Here is a 15754-nt window from a genome sequence, read left to right as displayed (position 1 = left end):
GACGAAGAAAAAGCCCCGAAGGGCTTTTTGTCGTTCCAGCGGATTACCAGACCTTCCACCACGGATCGTCCTTGCCCTTGAAGCCGCGCGCGAGGTACTCGCTGTGCGGATAGTTGGTGGTCAGCACGCGCTGGGCGTCGTCGCGCAGGTCCTTCATGCCGAGCGCATCGTAGGAGCGCACGATGATGTACAGGGCTTCTTCGAGCGCGGGCACTTCGCGGTAGTCGGACAGCGCGAGCTGCGCGCGGTTGATGGCCGCCAGGTAGGCGCCGCGCGAGTAGTAGTAGCGCGCCACGTGCACTTCGTACTGCGCGAGCGAGTTCACGATGTAGTTCATGCGCTGGCGCGCGTCGGGCGCGTAGCGCGACTCGGGGAAGCGCGTTGCCAGTTCCTTGAACGACTCGAACGATTCCTTGGCGGCCTTCTGGTCGCGCTCGGACAGGTCCTGGCGCGTGAGGAACGCGAACATGCCGAGGTCGTCGTTGAAGTTGATCACGCCCTTGAGGTAGAGCGCGTAGTCGATCGCCGGGCTGGCCGGATGCAGCTTCAGGAAGCGGTCGATGGTGGCAATGGCATTGGCCTTCTCGCCGGACTTGTACTGGGCGTAGGCCTTCTCGAGCTGGGCCTGCTGCGCGAGCGGCGTGCCGGCGGCGCGGCCTTCGAGCTTCTCGTACAGCGGCACGGCCTTGTCGTAGGCGCCGGAGCCCACTTCGTCCTTGGCCTCGGCGTAGATGCGGTTGGGGCTCCAGTTGGCGGTCTTGTCGACGGAGGTGGAGGAGCAGCCGGCTGCAAGCAGCGCTGCCGCGCTGAGGGCGATCCAGGAGGGGACCGATAATTTGGCGCGAAACATCACATACGGCTTTCGTGAAACAGTTGCCCTCAATTATATCGACCGACCCCCTGGACATGGTCCCCGACGCCGCCGAGGCCGACGAGGGCGCCGACCCGGTCGAATCCAGCGAACTGCGGCCCTTCACCGTGGGCCCGACCGAGCATGGCCAGCGGCTGGACCGCGCGCTGGCCGCCCTGGTGCCGGAATTTTCTCGCAACTATCTGCAACAGCTGATCGAAGCCGGCGCCGTGGAGCTGCTGGGGCGCACCCTGCTGAAGGCTTCCGCCACCGTGCGCGCAGGGCAGACCGGCCATATCGAGCTGCGGCCGACGCCCCAGAGCCAGGCCTTCCGGCCCGAGCCGATGGACATCGTCACGGTGCACGAGGACGAGCACCTGCGCATCATCGACAAGCCGGCCGGCCTGGTGGTGCATCCGGCGCCGGGCCACTGGAGCGGCACGCTGCTGAACGGCCTGCTCGCGCTCGACCCCAAGGCCGCGCTGCTGCCGCGCGCGGGCATCGTGCACCGGCTCGACCGAGACACCAGCGGGCTCATGGTCGTGGCGCGCACCCGGGCCGCGATGGATGCCATGGTGGCGCTGATCGCCGCGCGCGAAGTCAAGCGGCAATACCTCGCGCTCGGACACAAGCCCTGGACCGGCGCGGCAGGCCGGCAGGTCGACGCGCCCATCGGCCGCGATCCGCGCAACCGTTTGCGCATGGCCGTGGTCGACCTCGAGCGCCATGCCGGCAAGACGGCACGCACGCTCATCGAGCGCCTGGACAGCAACGCGCAGGCTTGTGCCGTGCGGTGCACGCTCGAAACGGGCCGCACGCACCAGATCCGCGTGCACATGGCGTCGATCGGGCATCCGCTCGTCGGCGATGCGCTCTACGGCGGAGCGCCGGCCGCGGGGCTGGGGCGGCAGGCGCTGCACGCCTTCAGGCTCGCATTCGTGCACCCCGTCACACAAGCGGCGCTGGAACTGCGTTCACTTCCGCCGGCCGACCTGGTTCAGGCGTTCCAGGCCCTGGGGCTGGATTACAATCGCGCCTGACGGCCCGAGGGCCGCGCCGGCCACCCCGATGCCGGCCTTGCGTTGCACTCGCCGCGTGCCGGCAGCGCCTTCTTTCATCCTTCTGAACAAGCGTCCCCGAGACGCCTTTTCCCGGATAACGCAAACCATGAATACGGCGGATGCCAAGCGCATTCTCGAAACCGCCTTGATCTGTTCGAGCCAGCCGCTGCCAGTGCGCGACATGCGCGTGCTGTTCGACGACGAGCTGGGCGTGGACACCATCAAGGTGCTGTTGCTCGAACTGCAGGAAGACTGGGCGCAGCGCGGCCTGGAACTGGTGAACGTTGCCAGCGGCTGGCGCTTCCAGAGCCGGCCCGAGATGCGCGACCACCTCGACCGCCTGCATCCCGAGAAGCCGCCGCGCTACACCCGCGCCGCCCTCGAGACCCTGGCCATCATTGCCTATCGCCAGCCGGTCACGCGCGGCGACATGGAAGACATCCGCGGCGTCACCATCAATTCCCTTATCCTCAAGCAGCTCGAGGACCGCGGCTGGGTCGAGGTCATCGGCCACCGCGAAACCGTCGGCCGGCCGGCGCTGTACGCCACCACGCGGCAGTTCCTCGACGACCTCGGCTTGGCATCGCTCGACCAACTGCCGCTGATCGAAACGCCGGCCCAGCAGGCGGCGCTGGTCGACGCGCTCGACCAGGCATCGGGCGATCAGCCCGGGCTGCCGATGGACGTGCCGACCGAATCCGACGCCGATGCCTCGGCCATGCCGGAGGCAGACTCGGAAACGGGCGCGCCCGCCGAGCTGGCCGCCGCCGAGGCTCCAGAAGCCGTCGAAGCCGCCGCTGCGCAATTCGCCGAGGACGCGGCGGCTCCCGACGAGGAGCCCGCCGACATTCCGGCCCCCACGGAAGCCGAGCCATCCGTCGAGCTCGAAACCGAACCCCCGTCGCCCGACGAGACCGATCCCCACGCTGTTCCCCCCGGAAAAACCTCATGAGCTCCTCCGACATCGACGACGCGGCAATCGTGCCGGCCCAGCCTGAATCCAAGAAAAAGAAGGCGAAGGCGGCCGTGTCCGGCCTGTCTGCCGACGCCGAAGCGGGCGTGCCCGCGGCGGCCGCGGCCGGGGGCGAGGCGCCGAAGAAGCCGCGCGCCCCACGCCGCAAGAAGGTGGTGGAGCCGGCGGCCGGGGAGGGCGAGCCCGCAGCAGCACCTGCCGCACCCGCCGCGGCAACTGAAGCTTCCGAACCCGTGGCCCAGGTGGCCGATGCAGCGCCCGCCGCCGCACCAGTCGCCGACGAACCCGCCGCCGCCGCTGCGCCAGCCACATCCGTCGAACGCGCCGAAGAGAATGCGCGCGCTTCCTCCTCCTACGACGATGAAGAAGAGGAAGAAGAGGAAGAAGAGCCCGACGAGGAAGAGGACGATCTCGACCGCGCACGCCGCGCCGCCGAGCGCGAGCAGCGCAACGCACCGCCGCCCGAGCCGATCCGCTTCGCGGACGTCATCTCGGGCCAGTTCGATGCCGACGAAGAGAGCCCCGAAGTCCCGCCCCTCAAGCGCGTGCTGCTGCCGGAAGCCGACTCGCCCAAGCTGCACAAGGTGCTGGCGCAGGCGGGCCTGGGCTCGCGGCTCGAAATGGAAGCGCTCATTCTGCAGGGCCGCATCTCGGTGAACAACGAGCCGGCCCACATCGGCCAGCGCATCCAGTATGGCGACCAGGTCAAGATCAACGGCAAGCCGATCCGCTACCGCATCGCGCCGCCGCCGCCGCGCGTGATTGCCTACCACAAGCCGGTGGGCGAGGTCGTGACGCACGACGATCCGCAGAACCGGCCCACGGTGTTTCGCAAGCTGCCGCGCCTGCAGCAGGGCAAGTGGCAATCGGTCGGCCGGCTCGACCTGAACACCGAGGGCCTGCTGCTGTTCAGCAGCTCCGGCGACCTGGCCAACCAGCTGATGCATCCGCGCTTCGGCCTGGAGCGCGAATACGCCGTGCGCGTGCTCGGCGCGCTCAATGCCGAGGAAAAGAAGAAGCTGCTCGAAGGCGTTCGCCTCGACGACGGCATGGCCCAGTTCGGCACCATCGAGGAGGGCGGCGGCGAGGGCTCCAACCACTGGTACCGCGTCACCATCTCCGAAGGCCGCAACCGCGAAGTGCGGCGCCTGTTCGAATCGGTGGGCCATGCGGTCAGCCGGCTGATCCGCATCCGCTACGGCGCCATGGTGCTGCCGCGCGGCTTGAAGCGCGGCGCCTGGATGGAGCTCGACGAGCGCGACATCAACGCGCTGTTCCAGGCCTCGGGCGGCGGCGCGCCGCGTCCGCCGCAGCAGCAGCAGCGCGGGCCGGGGCAGGAAGGTGCCGGCGGCGGTCGCAACGGACGCAACAAGAAGCGGCGCGGCAATCGCAACGCCGGCGGCGGACAGCAGCAGCCGCGCGACATGCGCGACGACGGCCGCGAGGCGCCCATTCCCAATCCGCTCGGCGACGGCCGCCCGCCGCGCGGCGAGCGCGGCGGGCGTGGCAACCGCGGCGGTGGCGGTGGCGGCGGCAACGCTGGCATGCCGCCGCAGGGGCGCCGCGGCAACAGCAACAACAACCGCGGCAACCGCCAGGGCGAGGAGCGTCCGCCGAGCGGCGCGAACCAGCCCGATCCGATGAAGACCTCGCTCGGCTACATCGGCGCCGACAGCTTCTCGCGCCAGCGCAAGGAGCAGCGGCAGGGTCCGGGGCGCCGCGGCGGCGGCCCGGGCGGCGGCGGTGGCTTCGGCGGCCAGGGCGGCCCCGGCGGAAACCGGCGCCGCGGGCGCTGAAAGCCAGCTCTCCAGCGCAGCCTTTCGCGGGGTTTTCACCAATCCCGGGGGCTGCGCCGGTTAAAATCAGAGGCTTTGTCGACTTACGATGCAACATATTCGTTGCAGTTGTGACAAATCACTTCAAAATCAAAGCTCAGGAAGCACTTCAATGGCTATCGAACGTACCCTTTCCATCATCAAGCCCGACGCCGTCGCCAAGAACGTCATCGGCAAGATCGTTTCCCGCTTCGAAGCTGCCGGCCTCAAGATCGTTGCCGCCAAGCTCGTGCATCTGTCGCGCAACGAAGCCGAGCAGTTCTACTCGGTCCACAAGGAACGTCCGTTCTTCAAGGACCTGGTCGATTTCATGATCTCCGGCCCGGTGTTCGTGCAAGTGCTCGAAGGCGAGAACGCCATCGCCAAGAACCGCGACCTGATGGGCGCCACGGACCCCAAGAAGGCGGCCCCGGGCACCATCCGCGCCGACTTCGCCGACAGCATCGATGCCAACGCCGTGCACGGTTCGGACGCCCCCGAAACCGCCGCCAACGAAGTGGCGTTCTTCTTCGCCGGCCTCAACGTCTACGCGCGCTGAAGCCGCACGCCAGCTGATTTCATGACCACGGCCAACCTGCTCGAATTCGATCTCGAGGGGCTGGCTGCGTTCTGCGAAAAGCTCGGCGAGAAACGATTCCGCGCCACGCAGCTGTTCCGCTGGATCCACCAGCGTGGCGCCAGCGACTTCGCCCAGATGACCGATCTGGCCAAGTCGCTGCGCGAGAAGCTCGCCACCACCGCTCGCGTCGAGGCCCTGCCGGTCATCACGCAGCACGAATCCAAGGACGGCACGATCAAGTGGCTGTTCGACGTCGGCGACGGCAATGCCGTCGAAGCCGTATTCATTCCCGAAGACGACCGCGGCACGCTGTGTGTGTCGTCCCAGGCCGGCTGCGCCGTGGGTTGCCGCTTCTGCTCCACGGGGCACCAGGGCTTCAGCCGCAACCTGAGCACGGGCGAGATCGTCGCCCAGCTCTGGTTTGCCGAACACTTCCTGCGCAAGCACCTGAAACGCGACGAGCGCGTCATCTCCAACGTGGTGATGATGGGCATGGGCGAGCCGCTGCAGAACTACACCGCGCTGGTGCCGGCGCTGCGCACCATGCTCGACGACAACGCCTACGGCCTGTCGCGCCGCCGCGTGACCGTGTCGACGTCCGGCGTGGTTCCGATGATCGACCGCCTGGGCACTGACTGCCCGGTGGCGATGGCCGTGTCGCTGCATGCGCCCAACGATGCGCTGCGCGACGACCTCGTGCCGCTCAACCGCAAGTACCCGATTGCCGAGCTGCTCGAGGCCTGCAAGCGCTACCTGGCGCATGCGCCGCGCGACTTCATCACCTTCGAGTACTGCATGCTCGATGGCGTCAACGACCAGCCCGAGCATGCGCGGCAGCTGGTTGAACTCGTTCGCACCCATGGCGTGTCGTGCAAGTTCAACCTGATTCCGTTCAATCCGTTTCCGGCCTCGGGCCTCTTGCGTTCGCCGCAGCCGCGGGTGCTGGCCTTTGCCAAGGCACTGAGCGAGGCCGGCCTCGTGACCACCGTGCGCAAGACGCGCGGCGACGACATCGATGCGGCCTGCGGACAGCTGGCCGGCGACGTCAAGGACCGTACCCGCGCGGCCGAACGCATGGCGCAGCGCCGTGTGGGCGAGCGCACCGTTGTTCTGCATCCGGTTCGCAAGACCGCCCCCCAGGAGCATTGACCTAATGAGGATGGCCTTTCCGATGACGACCGCAAGCGCGCAGCGGCTGGTGGCTGCAGGCTTTGGCGGCGTCGCCGTGGCGTTTCTGCTCGCGGGCTGCGTCAACACGCGAACCACCACCACCAGCCTGGCCGACACCAGTTCGTCGAGCAAGGGCGCGGAGATCGTGACCGAGTCCGACGAAAGCAGCCGGCAGCGCCGCGCGCGCCTGCGCATGGAGCTCGCCTCGGGCTACTTCGAGCAGGGCCAGACCACCGTCGCGCTCGATGAGATCAAGCAGGCGCTGGCCGCCGATCCCAACAACGCGGATGCCTACAACCTGCGCGGCCTGGTCTACATGCGGCTCGAAGACGCGGGCCTGGCGGAAGACAGCTTCCGCCGCGCCATTGCCATCAATCCGCGCGATCCCAATGTGCGGCACAACTACGGCTGGCTGCTGTGCCAGCAGAACCGCTATGGCGATGCCACCCAGCAGTTCACCGAGGCACTGGCGGTGCCGAGCTATACCGACCATGCCAAGACGCTCATGACGCAGGGCGTCTGCCAGCTCAGGGCAGGCCAGCGTGCCGAGGCGGAGCGCAGCCTCATGAAGGCCTACGAGATCGACGCCGGAAACCCGGTGGTCGGATTCAACCTGGCTTCGCTGCTGGCGCAGCGCGAAGAATGGTCGCGTGCGCAGTTCTACATCCGCCGCGTCAACAACAGCCCTTCGGCCAGCGCCGAGACGCTCTGGCTGGGCATCAAGATCGAACGACGGCTCAACAACCGCGAAGCAGTGGCGCAGTTGGGAGGGCAACTGCAACGGCGCTTCCCGCAGTCCCGGGAGGCAATAGCGTACGAGCGCGGGAATTTCAATGACTGAACGGGTTTCGGAGTTCGGCACTTCCGCGGCACTGCCGCTCGAGGAAGGCGACATCACGCACAAGACAGCCGGCGACATGCTCCGCGAAGCGCGCGAGGCGCACGGCCTGCACATCGAAATGGTGGCCGCGGCGCTCAAGGTGCCGCCGCAGAAGCTCATTGCGCTCGAGGCGGACGACATCGCTTCGCTGCCCGACCCGGTCTTTGCGCGGGCCCTGGCCAGCAGTGTCTGCCGCGCCCTGCGCATCGATCCCGCTCCGGTGCTCGCAAAGCTGCCGGGGGCGCAGCGCGCAGCGCTCGCACTGGCCGACCGCACGCTCAAGAGCAACATCGTTTCCGGAACGCCGCGCTGGAATGGCGGGCGCTCCAGCGGGCTGCCGTCGCGCGCGCTGCTCACGGTGGTGGGGCTGCTGCTGGTCGGCGCGGCCGTGCTGTTCTGGCTGCCCCAGTCGGTGTTCGACCAGGTCGGGGCCTCGGTGTCGCGCTGGACATCGCGTGGCGATGGCGACACCGCTCCGGTGGCGGAAGCGCCGGCGGCTGCGCCGGCTCCTGGCGGATCGTCCGTCGTGGTCGAGAGCGCGCCGGTGTCGCCGGTGGCACCCCCAACCTCGGCTGCACCCGCGGCGCTGGGCACGCCCCCCGCGGCAGCCCCGCCGGCGGGCAGCGCGCCCGCTGCGGCGGCGGCTTCGCCTTCTGCTGTTGCTGCGGCACCTGCCGGCAGCCAGCAGCTGGTCTTCGTCGCGCGCGAGGAATGCTGGATCACCGTCACCGAAGCCGGCGGCAAGCAGCTGCTGCGCCGCAGCCTGCAGGCCGGCGAAACGGTGGCCTTGTCGGGAACGCTGCCGCTGTCGGTGGTGGTGGGGCGCGCTTCGGCGGTCGATGTGCAGGTGCACGGAAAGCCCTACGATCTGAAGCCTGTCACGCGCGGCGGCGGCGTGGCGCGTTTCGAGGTGAAATCGTGACCGATTGCACTCCACAACCCATTGAATCGGCGGCGCCCAAGGCGCGCCGTTCGCGCCAGGCCCAGGTGGTCTGGGGACCGCGCACCGTGACGGTGGGCGGCGACGCGCCCGTGCGGGTGCAGTCCATGACCAACACCGACACCGTCGATGCCGTCGGTACGGCCATCCAGGTGAAGGAGCTTGCCATTGCCGGTTCGGAGATGGTGCGCATCACCGTCAACACGCCGGAGGCGGCAGCCCAGGTGCCGTACATCCGCGAGCAGCTCGACCGCATGGGCATCGACGTGCCGCTGATCGGCGACTTCCACTACAACGGCCACCGCCTGCTCACCGACTATCCGGCCTGCGCCGAGGCGCTGAGCAAGTACCGCATCAATCCCGGCAACGTGGGCAAGGGCGACAAGCGCGACCGCCAGTTCGGCCAGATGATCGATGCAGCCATGCGCTGGAACAAGCCGGTGCGCATCGGCGTCAACTGGGGCAGCCTCGACCAGGAACTGCTGGCCAGCCTGATGGACACCAACAGCCAGCGCGCCGAGCCGTGGGATGCCAAGCAGGTGATGTACGAGGCGCTCATCACCTCGGCCATCGAATCCGCCAAGCTCGCCGAATCGATGGGCATGGCCGGCAACCAGGTCATCCTGTCGTGCAAGGTGAGCGGCGTGCAGGACCTGATCTCGGTCTACCGCGAACTCGCCAGGCGCTGCGACTATCCGCTGCACCTGGGGCTCACCGAAGCCGGCATGGGCACCAAGGGCACGGTGGCGTCGGCCACGGCGCTCTCCATCCTGCTGCAGGAGGGCATCGGCGACACCATCCGCGTGTCGCTCACGCCGCAGCCGGGCGAGTCGCGCACGCAGGAAGTGCTGATCGCCAACGAGATCCTGCAGGCGCTGGGCCTGCGCGTGTTCGTGCCGAGCGTCACCGCCTGCCCGGGCTGCGGCCGCACCACCAGCACCACCTTCCAGGAACTGGCCAAGCAGATCGACGACTACCTGCGCCTGCAGATGCCGGTCTGGCGCAAGAAGTACCCCGGCGTCGAGACGCTGAAGGTGGCCGTGATGGGTTGCATCGTCAACGGCCCCGGCGAGAGCAAGCACGCCGACATCGGCATCAGCCTGCCCGGCACCGGCGAGGCGCCCGCCGCCCCGGTCTTCATCGACGGCGAAAAGGCACTCACGCTGCGCGGCGACAATATCGCCAACGAGTTTCACCAGCTCGTCGAAAACTACATTCAAAAGCGCTTCGGCCAGCAACTGGCTGCCGACGTCGCCTGACCACTTTCTCCCATGGCTGACAAGATCAATGCCGTCAAAGGCATGAACGACATATTGCCGGCGAGCGTGCCGCGCATCGACCGCCTGCCCGATTCGGCCCTCTGGTCGTGGTTCGAGCAGACGGTGCGCGGGCTCCTCGCCCGCTACGGCTACCAGTACATGCTGACGCCGGTGGTCGAACCCACGGCGCTGTTCGTGCGCGGACTGGGCGAGGTGACCGATATCGTCGAGAAGGAGATGTACTCCTTCACCGATGCAATGAACGGCGACAAGCTCACGCTTCGCCCCGAGGCCACCGCCGGCATCGTGCGCGCCATGGTCGAGCACAACGCGCTCTACAACGGCCCGCTGCGCCTGTGGACGATGGGACCGATGTTCCGCCACGAGCGTCCCCAGAAGGGCCGCTACCGCCAGTTCCACCAGCTCGACGTCGAGGCGCTGGGCTTTCCCGGCCCGGACGTGGACGCCGAGCTGATCCTCATGGTGCGGGCCCTCTGGCGCGAGCTCGGGCTGGCCGAAGGCGAGCACGTGCGCCTGGAGATCAACAGCCTGGGCCAGCCGGCCGAGCGCCAGGCGCACCGCGAAGCGCTGATCCGCCATTTCGAGGCGCATGCCGACCTGCTCGATGCCGATGCGCAGCGGCGCCTGCACAGCAATCCGCTGCGCATCCTCGACACCAAGAATCCCGCCATGCAGGCCGTGGTGGAGGCCGCGCCCCAACTGATGGACTTCCTTGGCGAGGAGTCGCGCGCGCACTTCGATGCGGTGCGCGCCGTGCTCGATGCTGCAGGGCTGGCCTACCGAGTCAACCCGCGCCTGGTGCGCGGGATGGACTATTACAACCTGACCGTCTTCGAATGGGTCACCGACCAGCTCGGTTCGCAGGGCACCGTCTGCGGGGGAGGGCGCTATGACGGCCTCATCGGCCAGATGGGCGGCAAGCCTGCGCCGGCCGTCGGCTTCGGCCTGGGCATCGAACGGCTGCTGCTGCTGATCCAGGAACTCCGCCTGCCGGTCCCCGCCGCGGCGCCCGCGGCGTACGCCATCGTGCCCTCGGCCGCCGCGCTGCCGCAAGTCATGGCCGTGCTCGAGCAGCTGCGCGCCGCCGGCGTGAGCGTGCTGCAGCATGCGGGCGGCGGCAGCATGAAGGCGCAGTTCAAGAAAGCCGACGCGAGCGGAGCGCGCTATGCGCTGGTCTTTGGCGAAGACGAACTGTCGCGCGGCGAAGTCACGGTCAAATCGCTGCGCGAGGGCGGTGGCGAACAGGTGGCGCGGCCTCTCGCCCAGGTGGCCACCTGGGCGGCCACCCTACAATCCCCGGCTCCCAACATCTGATACGCATGGCAACCCATCTCGATCTCGACGAACAGGAACAGCTCGACCAGCTCAAGCATTTCTGGAACACCTACGGCACCCTGATCACCTGGGTGGTGTTGCTCGTGGCCGGGGCCTTCGTGGCCTGGAACGGCTGGCAATATTTCCAGCGCAACAAGGCGGCGCAGGCCGCGGCCCTCTACGACGAGGTCGAGCGCAGCACGCAGTCCGGCGACGTGGAGCGCATCCAGCGCGTGCTGGGCGACATGAAGGAACGCTTCGCCGGCACCGCCTACGCGCAGCAGGCGGGCCTCCTGGCCGCCAAGGCGCTCTACGAGAAGGGCAACGCCGAGGCCTCGCGCGCCGCGCTCGGCTGGGTGGCGCAAAGCGCGGTCGATCCGGGCTACAAGGCCGTTGCCAAGCTGCGGCTGGCGGCCGAACTGCTCGACAGCAAGTCGTACGACGAAGCGCTCAAGCAGCTCTCCGGCGACGTGCCCAAGGAGTTCGAGCCGCTCGTGGCCGACCGCAAGGGCGACATCTACATGGCCCAGGGCAAGCGCGCCGAAGCGCAGGCCGAATACCGCAAGGCCTGGACGGGCCTTGGCCCGGCGTCCGACTACCGGCGCCTGGTCGAATTCAAGCTCAACGCCGCCGGCGTCGATCCGAAGAGCCTGGCACCCGTGATCACGGTCACGCCGGCAGCCCCCAAAAATTCCTGATCGCACTATGAATTTCAAGCGTTTCATGCCTGAGTCGTCCGTCCTGCGTGCAGGTTCGGCCATTGTTCTGGCCGCGATGCTGGCTGCCTGCTCGGGCACCAGCAAGCCCAAGCCGGCCGAACTGCCCGCCAACCCCGCGTTGTTCGGCGTGCGCCAGGCCTGGAGCGTGCGCATCCCGGCCGTGGGCTTCCCGCTGGCCACCGACGTCAGCGGCGACATCGTCACCGTGGCCGGCAGCGACGGCACCGTGGTCGCCATCGACGCCCGTGCCGGCCGCGAAACCTGGCGCGCGAACGCGGGCGCCAAGCTCGCAGCCGGCGTCGGCAGCGACGGCTCGCTGGCCGCGGTGGTCACCACCGACAACGAACTCGTGGCCATCGAAGGCGGCAAGGTCCTGTGGAAGCAGCGGCTCTCGGCCCAGGCCTTCACCGCGCCGCTGGTGGCCGGCCGCCGCGTCTTCGTGCAGACCGCCGACCGCAGCATCAGCGCCTGGGACGGCCAGAGTGGCCGCCGCCTCTGGCTGCAGCAGCGCACGGCCGAAAACCTCGTGCTCAAGAAGTCGGGCGTGCTGATCGCCGTGGGCGATACGCTGATCTCGGGCATCGGTGGCCGGCTGGTCGGCATCAACCCGGCCAACGGCACCTCGCGCTGGGAAGCCCCCATTGCGGCGCCGCGCGGCACCAACGACGTGGAGCGCCTGGTCGACCTGACCGGCAGCGTGAGCCGCGTCGGCGACACCGTGTGCGCCCGTGCCTACTATGCCAACGTCGGCTGCGTCGACACCGCGCGCGGCCAGCTGCTGTGGAGCAAGCCTGCCGTGGGCGCCGAGGGCGTCAGCGGCGACGAGGGCTTCGTCTACGGCACCGAGTCCGACGGCAGCGTCGTCGCCTGGCGCCGCGCCGATGGCGAGCGGGCCTGGCAGTCGACCCGGTTCAAGAACCGCGTCCTGACCGGGCCGCTCGCGGTGGGCCGTTCGCTGGTGATCGGCGAGGACAACGGAACGCTGCACTTCGTCTCGCGCGAAGACGGCGCACTGCTCAATCGCGTCACGCCCGATGGCTCCGCCATTGGCGTCACGCCGGTGATGGCCGGCAACACGGTGGTGGTGGTGACTGCCAACGGCGGTGTGTTTGGATATCGCCCTGAATAACTCTTTGCAAGGCCCGACCATGAAAACCGCGCCCCTGAAAGGCCGGCCATGAAGCCGGTCGTGGCCCTGGTCGGGCGGCCCAACGTCGGCAAGTCGACCCTCTTCAACCGCCTCACGCAGACGCGCGACGCCATCGTCGCCGACTTTGCCGGACTCACGCGCGACCGCCACTATGGCAACGGCCGCCTGGGCAAGCACGAGTTCATCGTGATCGACACCGGGGGCTTCGAGCCCGATGCGGGCAGCGGCATCTACAAGGAAATGGCCAAGCAGACGCGGCAGGCCGTGGCCGAGGCCGATGTCGTGATCTTCGTGGTCGATGCCCGCGAAGGCCTTTCGGCGCAGGACCACGACATTGCGAACGAGCTGCGGCGGCTCGGCAAGCCCTGCGTGCTGGCGGCCAACAAGGCCGAAGGCATGCACGACGGCACCAAGCTGGTCGATTTCTACGAACTCGGCTTTGGCGATGTGCATGGCGTGTCCGCGGCGCACGGGCAGGGCATGCGCGACCTGGTCGAGCTGGCGCTCGCACCGCTGAACCTGCCCGACCCCGACGACGAGGCGGACGAGGACGACGTCAACAAGCCCATCAAGCTGGCGGTGGCCGGGCGGCCGAACGTCGGCAAGTCCACGCTGATCAACACCTGGCTCGGCGAAGAGCGCCTGGTGGCGTTCGACCTGCCGGGCACCACGCGCGACGCCATCTCGGTGCCGTTCGAGCGCAACGGCCAGCGCTTCGAGCTGATCGACACGGCCGGCCTGCGACGCAAGGGCAAGGTGTTCGAGGCGATCGAGAAGTTCTCGGTGGTCAAGACGCTGCAGGCCATCGAGTCGGCCAGCGTCGTGCTGCTGCTGCTCGATGCCACGCAGGGCGTGACCGACCAGGACGCGCACATCGCCGGCTACATCCTCGAAAGCGGCCGCGCGGTGGTGATTGCCATCAACAAGTGGGACGCGGTCGACAGCTACCAGCGCGAGCAGATCCAGCGCCAGATCGAAACCCGGCTGCCGTTCCTCAAGTTCGCATCGCTGCATTTCATCTCGGCCATCAAGCGCCAGGGCCTGGGTCCGGTGTGGCAGGCCATTGCGCAGGCCCACAAGTCGGCCACGCGGAAGATGTCCACGCCGGTGCTGACCCGGCTGCTGCTGGAGGCGGTGCAGTTCCAGTCGCCCAAGCGCGCGGGCATGTTCCGCCCCAAGCTGCGCTATGCGCACCAGGGCGGCATGAATCCGCCGGTGATCATCATCCACGGCAATTCGCTGGAGCATGTCACCGAGGCCTACAAGCGCTTTCTCGAAGGGCGCTTCCGCAAGGAGTTCGATCTGGTGGGCACGCCCTTGCGCATCCAGTTCAAAAGCTCGCAAAATCCCTTTGCGGACAAGGACGATTGAGCACGCTTGGCTGCCGATGGCGGCCGATGAGCCATGGCCGGGTCGAAAGTTCCGCCTTTTGAGAGACGTTATTTTTCAAAGGCTTTTGACCCTGATTGCTGCAGCGCAGAAACCCTGTGTTAAGGTCATCTCTCCAACAACTACTCTTGAACACGGAGAATATCGTGAGCAATAAAGGGCAACTTCTACAAGACCCGTTTCTGAACACCCTGCGTCGCGAGCATGTGCCGGTTTCCATTTATTTGGTGAACGGTATCAAGCTGCAGGGCCAGATCGAGTCTTTCGACCAGTATGTCGTGCTGCTTCGCAACACGGTGACGCAAATGGTCTACAAGCACGCCATCTCCACCATCGTGCCGGGTCGTGCCGTCAACTTCTCGGCTGCCGAGAACGACGACGCCGCAGCCTGATCGCGCGGAGCGCGGCGGTAACCCCGCCGCGCTTTTTCCATATTGATCCCGCTTGTCTGAATTGAACTCCCGCCAGGAAGGCGCCGCCGTTCTCGTCGGCGTCGATTTCGGGCTGCCCCATTTCGACAGCGAACTCGAGGAACTCGGCCTGCTCGCGCAGACCGCGGGCCTTTCGCCTGTCGCGCGCCTCGTCTGCAAGCGCAAGGCGCCCGACGCCGCACTTTTCGTTGGAAGCGGCAAGGCCGAAGAAATCAAGGAACTGGCCGCCATGCACCAGGCCAGCGAGGTCATCTTCGACCAGTCGCTGAGCCCGGCGCAGCAGCGCAACCTCGAGCGCCAGCTCGACGTGGCGGTGTACGACCGCACCTTCCTCATCCTCGAGATCTTTGCCCAGCGCGCCCGCTCCCATGAGGGCAAGCTGCAGGTCGAGCTGGCTCGCCTGCAGTACCTGAGCACGCGCCTGGTTCGCCGCTGGTCCCACCTGGAGCGCCAGACGGGCGGTGCCGGCGTGCGCGGCGGTCCCGGCGAAAAGCAGATCGAGCTCGACCGCCGGATGATCAGCGAATCGATCAAGCGCACGCGCGAGCGGCTGGCCAAGGTGCAGAAGCAGCGCGGCACGCAGCGCCGCCAGCGCGAGCGCCGCGAGACCTTCAACATCTCGCTCGTGGGCTATACCAACGCGGGCAAGTCGTCGCTGTTCAATGCGCTGGTCAAGGCTCGCGCGTATGCGGCCGACCAGCTCTTTGCCACGCTCGACACCACCACGCGCAACCTCTACCTGGGCGATGCCCGCAGGCAGGTCTCGATCTCCGACACCGTCGGCTTCATCCGCGACCTGCCGCACGGGCTGGTCGACGCCTTCAAGGCCACGCTGCAGGAGGCCGTCGATGCCGACTTGCTGCTGCACGTGGTCGATGCCTCCAATCCGCACTACCCGGAGCAGATGGCCGAGGTGCAGTCCGTGCTCCGCGACATCGGCGCCGACACCGTCCCGCAGCTTCTGGTGTTCAACAAGCTCGATGCCCTTGAAACTGCGCAGCACCCGCTGCATCTGCAGGACGACATGGAAATCGACGGCGTGCGGGTTCCGCGCATCTTCCTCAGCGCCCGCAGCGGCGAGGGACTGCCCCTGCTGCGCGCCGAGCTGGCCCGCCGGTCGGGCTCCCTGGGCGACGCGATGACCCCAGAGGCCGACACTGAATTGCACGACACCGCCAATTGATTGGGCACAATCCCGCCACT

At 67.8% G+C, this 15754-nt stretch carries 15 protein-coding genes; 14 read left to right on the top strand and 1 reads right to left on the bottom strand.

From position 1 onward, the window contains the following. Nucleotides 1–43: 43 nt before the first annotated feature. A complete protein-coding gene (locus AC1DMS_RS13230; protein ID WP_012747298.1) occupies nucleotides 44–850 on the bottom strand; it encodes an outer membrane protein assembly factor BamD in 807 nt (268 codons plus the stop codon). 56 nt (nucleotides 851–906) lie between these two features. On the opposite strand from AC1DMS_RS13230, the gene AC1DMS_RS13225 reads away from it, so the two are divergent. The 14 genes from AC1DMS_RS13225 (at nucleotide 907) to hflX (ending at nucleotide 15734) form a co-directional block, all read left to right on the top strand. Next, complete coding sequence (locus tag AC1DMS_RS13225) at nucleotides 907–1890, top strand: RluA family pseudouridine synthase (protein ID WP_478181115.1); 984 nt, start codon at nucleotides 907–909, stop codon at nucleotides 1888–1890. A 127-nt stretch (nucleotides 1891–2017) separates the two neighbouring features. Beyond that, nucleotides 2018–2863, top strand: a complete 846-nt coding sequence (gene scpB, locus AC1DMS_RS13220; protein ID WP_278880861.1) for an SMC-Scp complex subunit ScpB — start codon at nucleotides 2018–2020, stop codon at nucleotides 2861–2863. Next, nucleotides 2860–4680 carry a pseudouridine synthase gene (locus AC1DMS_RS13215; RefSeq protein WP_478181114.1) on the top strand — a complete coding sequence of 607 codons (1821 nt, stop codon included), beginning with the start codon at nucleotides 2860–2862 and terminating at the stop codon, nucleotides 4678–4680. The genes scpB and AC1DMS_RS13215 overlap by 4 nt, the downstream gene beginning before the upstream one ends. Nucleotides 4681–4831: 151 nt before the next feature. Beyond that, nucleotides 4832–5257, top strand: coding sequence for a nucleoside-diphosphate kinase (ndk, locus tag AC1DMS_RS13210; RefSeq protein ID WP_012747302.1), 426 nt, complete (start codon nucleotides 4832–4834; stop codon nucleotides 5255–5257). Between the two features lie 21 nt (nucleotides 5258–5278). Beyond that, on the top strand, nucleotides 5279–6427 hold the full coding sequence (rlmN, locus tag AC1DMS_RS13205; RefSeq protein WP_478181113.1) for a dual-specificity RNA methyltransferase RlmN: 1149 nt from the start codon (nucleotides 5279–5281) through the stop codon (nucleotides 6425–6427). A 4-nt stretch (nucleotides 6428–6431) separates the two neighbouring features. Continuing rightward, nucleotides 6432–7289 (top strand): type IV pilus biogenesis/stability protein PilW, encoded by an 858-nt coding sequence (gene pilW, locus AC1DMS_RS13200; RefSeq protein WP_012747304.1) that lies wholly within the window; start codon nucleotides 6432–6434, stop codon nucleotides 7287–7289. Next, complete coding sequence (locus AC1DMS_RS13195) at nucleotides 7282–8250, top strand: helix-turn-helix domain-containing protein (RefSeq protein ID WP_278879051.1); 969 nt, start codon at nucleotides 7282–7284, stop codon at nucleotides 8248–8250. Before pilW ends, AC1DMS_RS13195 begins: the two co-directional genes overlap by 8 nt. After that, on the top strand, nucleotides 8247–9527 hold the full coding sequence (ispG, locus tag AC1DMS_RS13190) for a flavodoxin-dependent (E)-4-hydroxy-3-methylbut-2-enyl-diphosphate synthase (RefSeq protein ID WP_012747306.1): 1281 nt from the start codon (nucleotides 8247–8249) through the stop codon (nucleotides 9525–9527). The genes AC1DMS_RS13195 and ispG overlap by 4 nt, the downstream gene beginning before the upstream one ends. 12 nt (nucleotides 9528–9539) lie before the next feature. Continuing rightward, nucleotides 9540–10862, top strand: coding sequence for a histidine--tRNA ligase (hisS, locus tag AC1DMS_RS13185; RefSeq protein WP_436043535.1), 1323 nt, complete (start codon nucleotides 9540–9542; stop codon nucleotides 10860–10862). A 5-nt stretch (nucleotides 10863–10867) separates the two neighbouring features. Continuing rightward, on the top strand, nucleotides 10868–11560 hold the full coding sequence (locus AC1DMS_RS13180; RefSeq protein ID WP_012747308.1) for a YfgM family protein: 693 nt from the start codon (nucleotides 10868–10870) through the stop codon (nucleotides 11558–11560). Nucleotides 11561–11567: 7 nt separating this feature from the next. After that, nucleotides 11568–12710 (top strand): outer membrane protein assembly factor BamB, encoded by a 1143-nt coding sequence (bamB, locus tag AC1DMS_RS13175; protein ID WP_062361606.1) that lies wholly within the window; start codon nucleotides 11568–11570, stop codon nucleotides 12708–12710. Between the two features lie 48 nt (nucleotides 12711–12758). Next, nucleotides 12759–14102, top strand: coding sequence for a ribosome biogenesis GTPase Der (gene der / locus AC1DMS_RS13170; RefSeq protein WP_012747310.1), 1344 nt, complete (start codon nucleotides 12759–12761; stop codon nucleotides 14100–14102). A 164-nt stretch (nucleotides 14103–14266) separates the two neighbouring features. Next, nucleotides 14267–14512: an RNA chaperone Hfq gene (gene hfq / locus AC1DMS_RS13165; protein ID WP_012747311.1), complete on the top strand. Its 246-nt coding sequence runs from the start codon at nucleotides 14267–14269 to the stop codon at nucleotides 14510–14512. Between the two features lie 52 nt (nucleotides 14513–14564). Further along, the gene (hflX, locus tag AC1DMS_RS13160; RefSeq protein ID WP_012747312.1) at nucleotides 14565–15734 is read left to right on the top strand and encodes a GTPase HflX; all 1170 of its coding nucleotides are present in this window, start codon (nucleotides 14565–14567) and stop codon (nucleotides 15732–15734) included. Nucleotides 15735–15754 lie beyond the last annotated feature (20 nt).

The sequence above is a fragment of the Variovorax sp. 05T418 genome, assembly GCF_056396385.1.
The sequence above is the reverse complement of the archived record's forward strand: the minus strand, read 5'-3'. Positions and strand labels throughout refer to the sequence as shown.

What these genes read in the sequence shown, in the direction of transcription:
- AC1DMS_RS13230 (WP_012747298.1), bottom strand. Translation starts at nt 850, where the DNA reads ATGTTTCGCGCCAAATTATCGGTCCCCTCCTGGATCGCCCTCAGCGCG.
- AC1DMS_RS13225 (WP_478181115.1), top strand. Translation starts at nt 907, where the DNA reads ATGGTCCCCGACGCCGCCGAGGCCGACGAGGGCGCCGACCCGGTCGAA.
- scpB (WP_278880861.1), top strand. Translation starts at nt 2,018, where the DNA reads ATGAATACGGCGGATGCCAAGCGCATTCTCGAAACCGCCTTGATCTGT.
- AC1DMS_RS13215 (WP_478181114.1), top strand. Translation starts at nt 2,860, where the DNA reads ATGAGCTCCTCCGACATCGACGACGCGGCAATCGTGCCGGCCCAGCCT.
- ndk (WP_012747302.1), top strand. Translation starts at nt 4,832, where the DNA reads ATGGCTATCGAACGTACCCTTTCCATCATCAAGCCCGACGCCGTCGCC.
- rlmN (WP_478181113.1), top strand. Translation starts at nt 5,279, where the DNA reads ATGACCACGGCCAACCTGCTCGAATTCGATCTCGAGGGGCTGGCTGCG.
- pilW (WP_012747304.1), top strand. Translation starts at nt 6,432, where the DNA reads ATGAGGATGGCCTTTCCGATGACGACCGCAAGCGCGCAGCGGCTGGTG.
- AC1DMS_RS13195 (WP_278879051.1), top strand. Translation starts at nt 7,282, where the DNA reads ATGACTGAACGGGTTTCGGAGTTCGGCACTTCCGCGGCACTGCCGCTC.
- hisS (WP_436043535.1), top strand. Translation starts at nt 9,540, where the DNA reads ATGGCTGACAAGATCAATGCCGTCAAAGGCATGAACGACATATTGCCG.
- AC1DMS_RS13180 (WP_012747308.1), top strand. Translation starts at nt 10,868, where the DNA reads ATGGCAACCCATCTCGATCTCGACGAACAGGAACAGCTCGACCAGCTC.
- bamB (WP_062361606.1), top strand. Translation starts at nt 11,568, where the DNA reads ATGAATTTCAAGCGTTTCATGCCTGAGTCGTCCGTCCTGCGTGCAGGT.
- der (WP_012747310.1), top strand. Translation starts at nt 12,759, where the DNA reads ATGAAGCCGGTCGTGGCCCTGGTCGGGCGGCCCAACGTCGGCAAGTCG.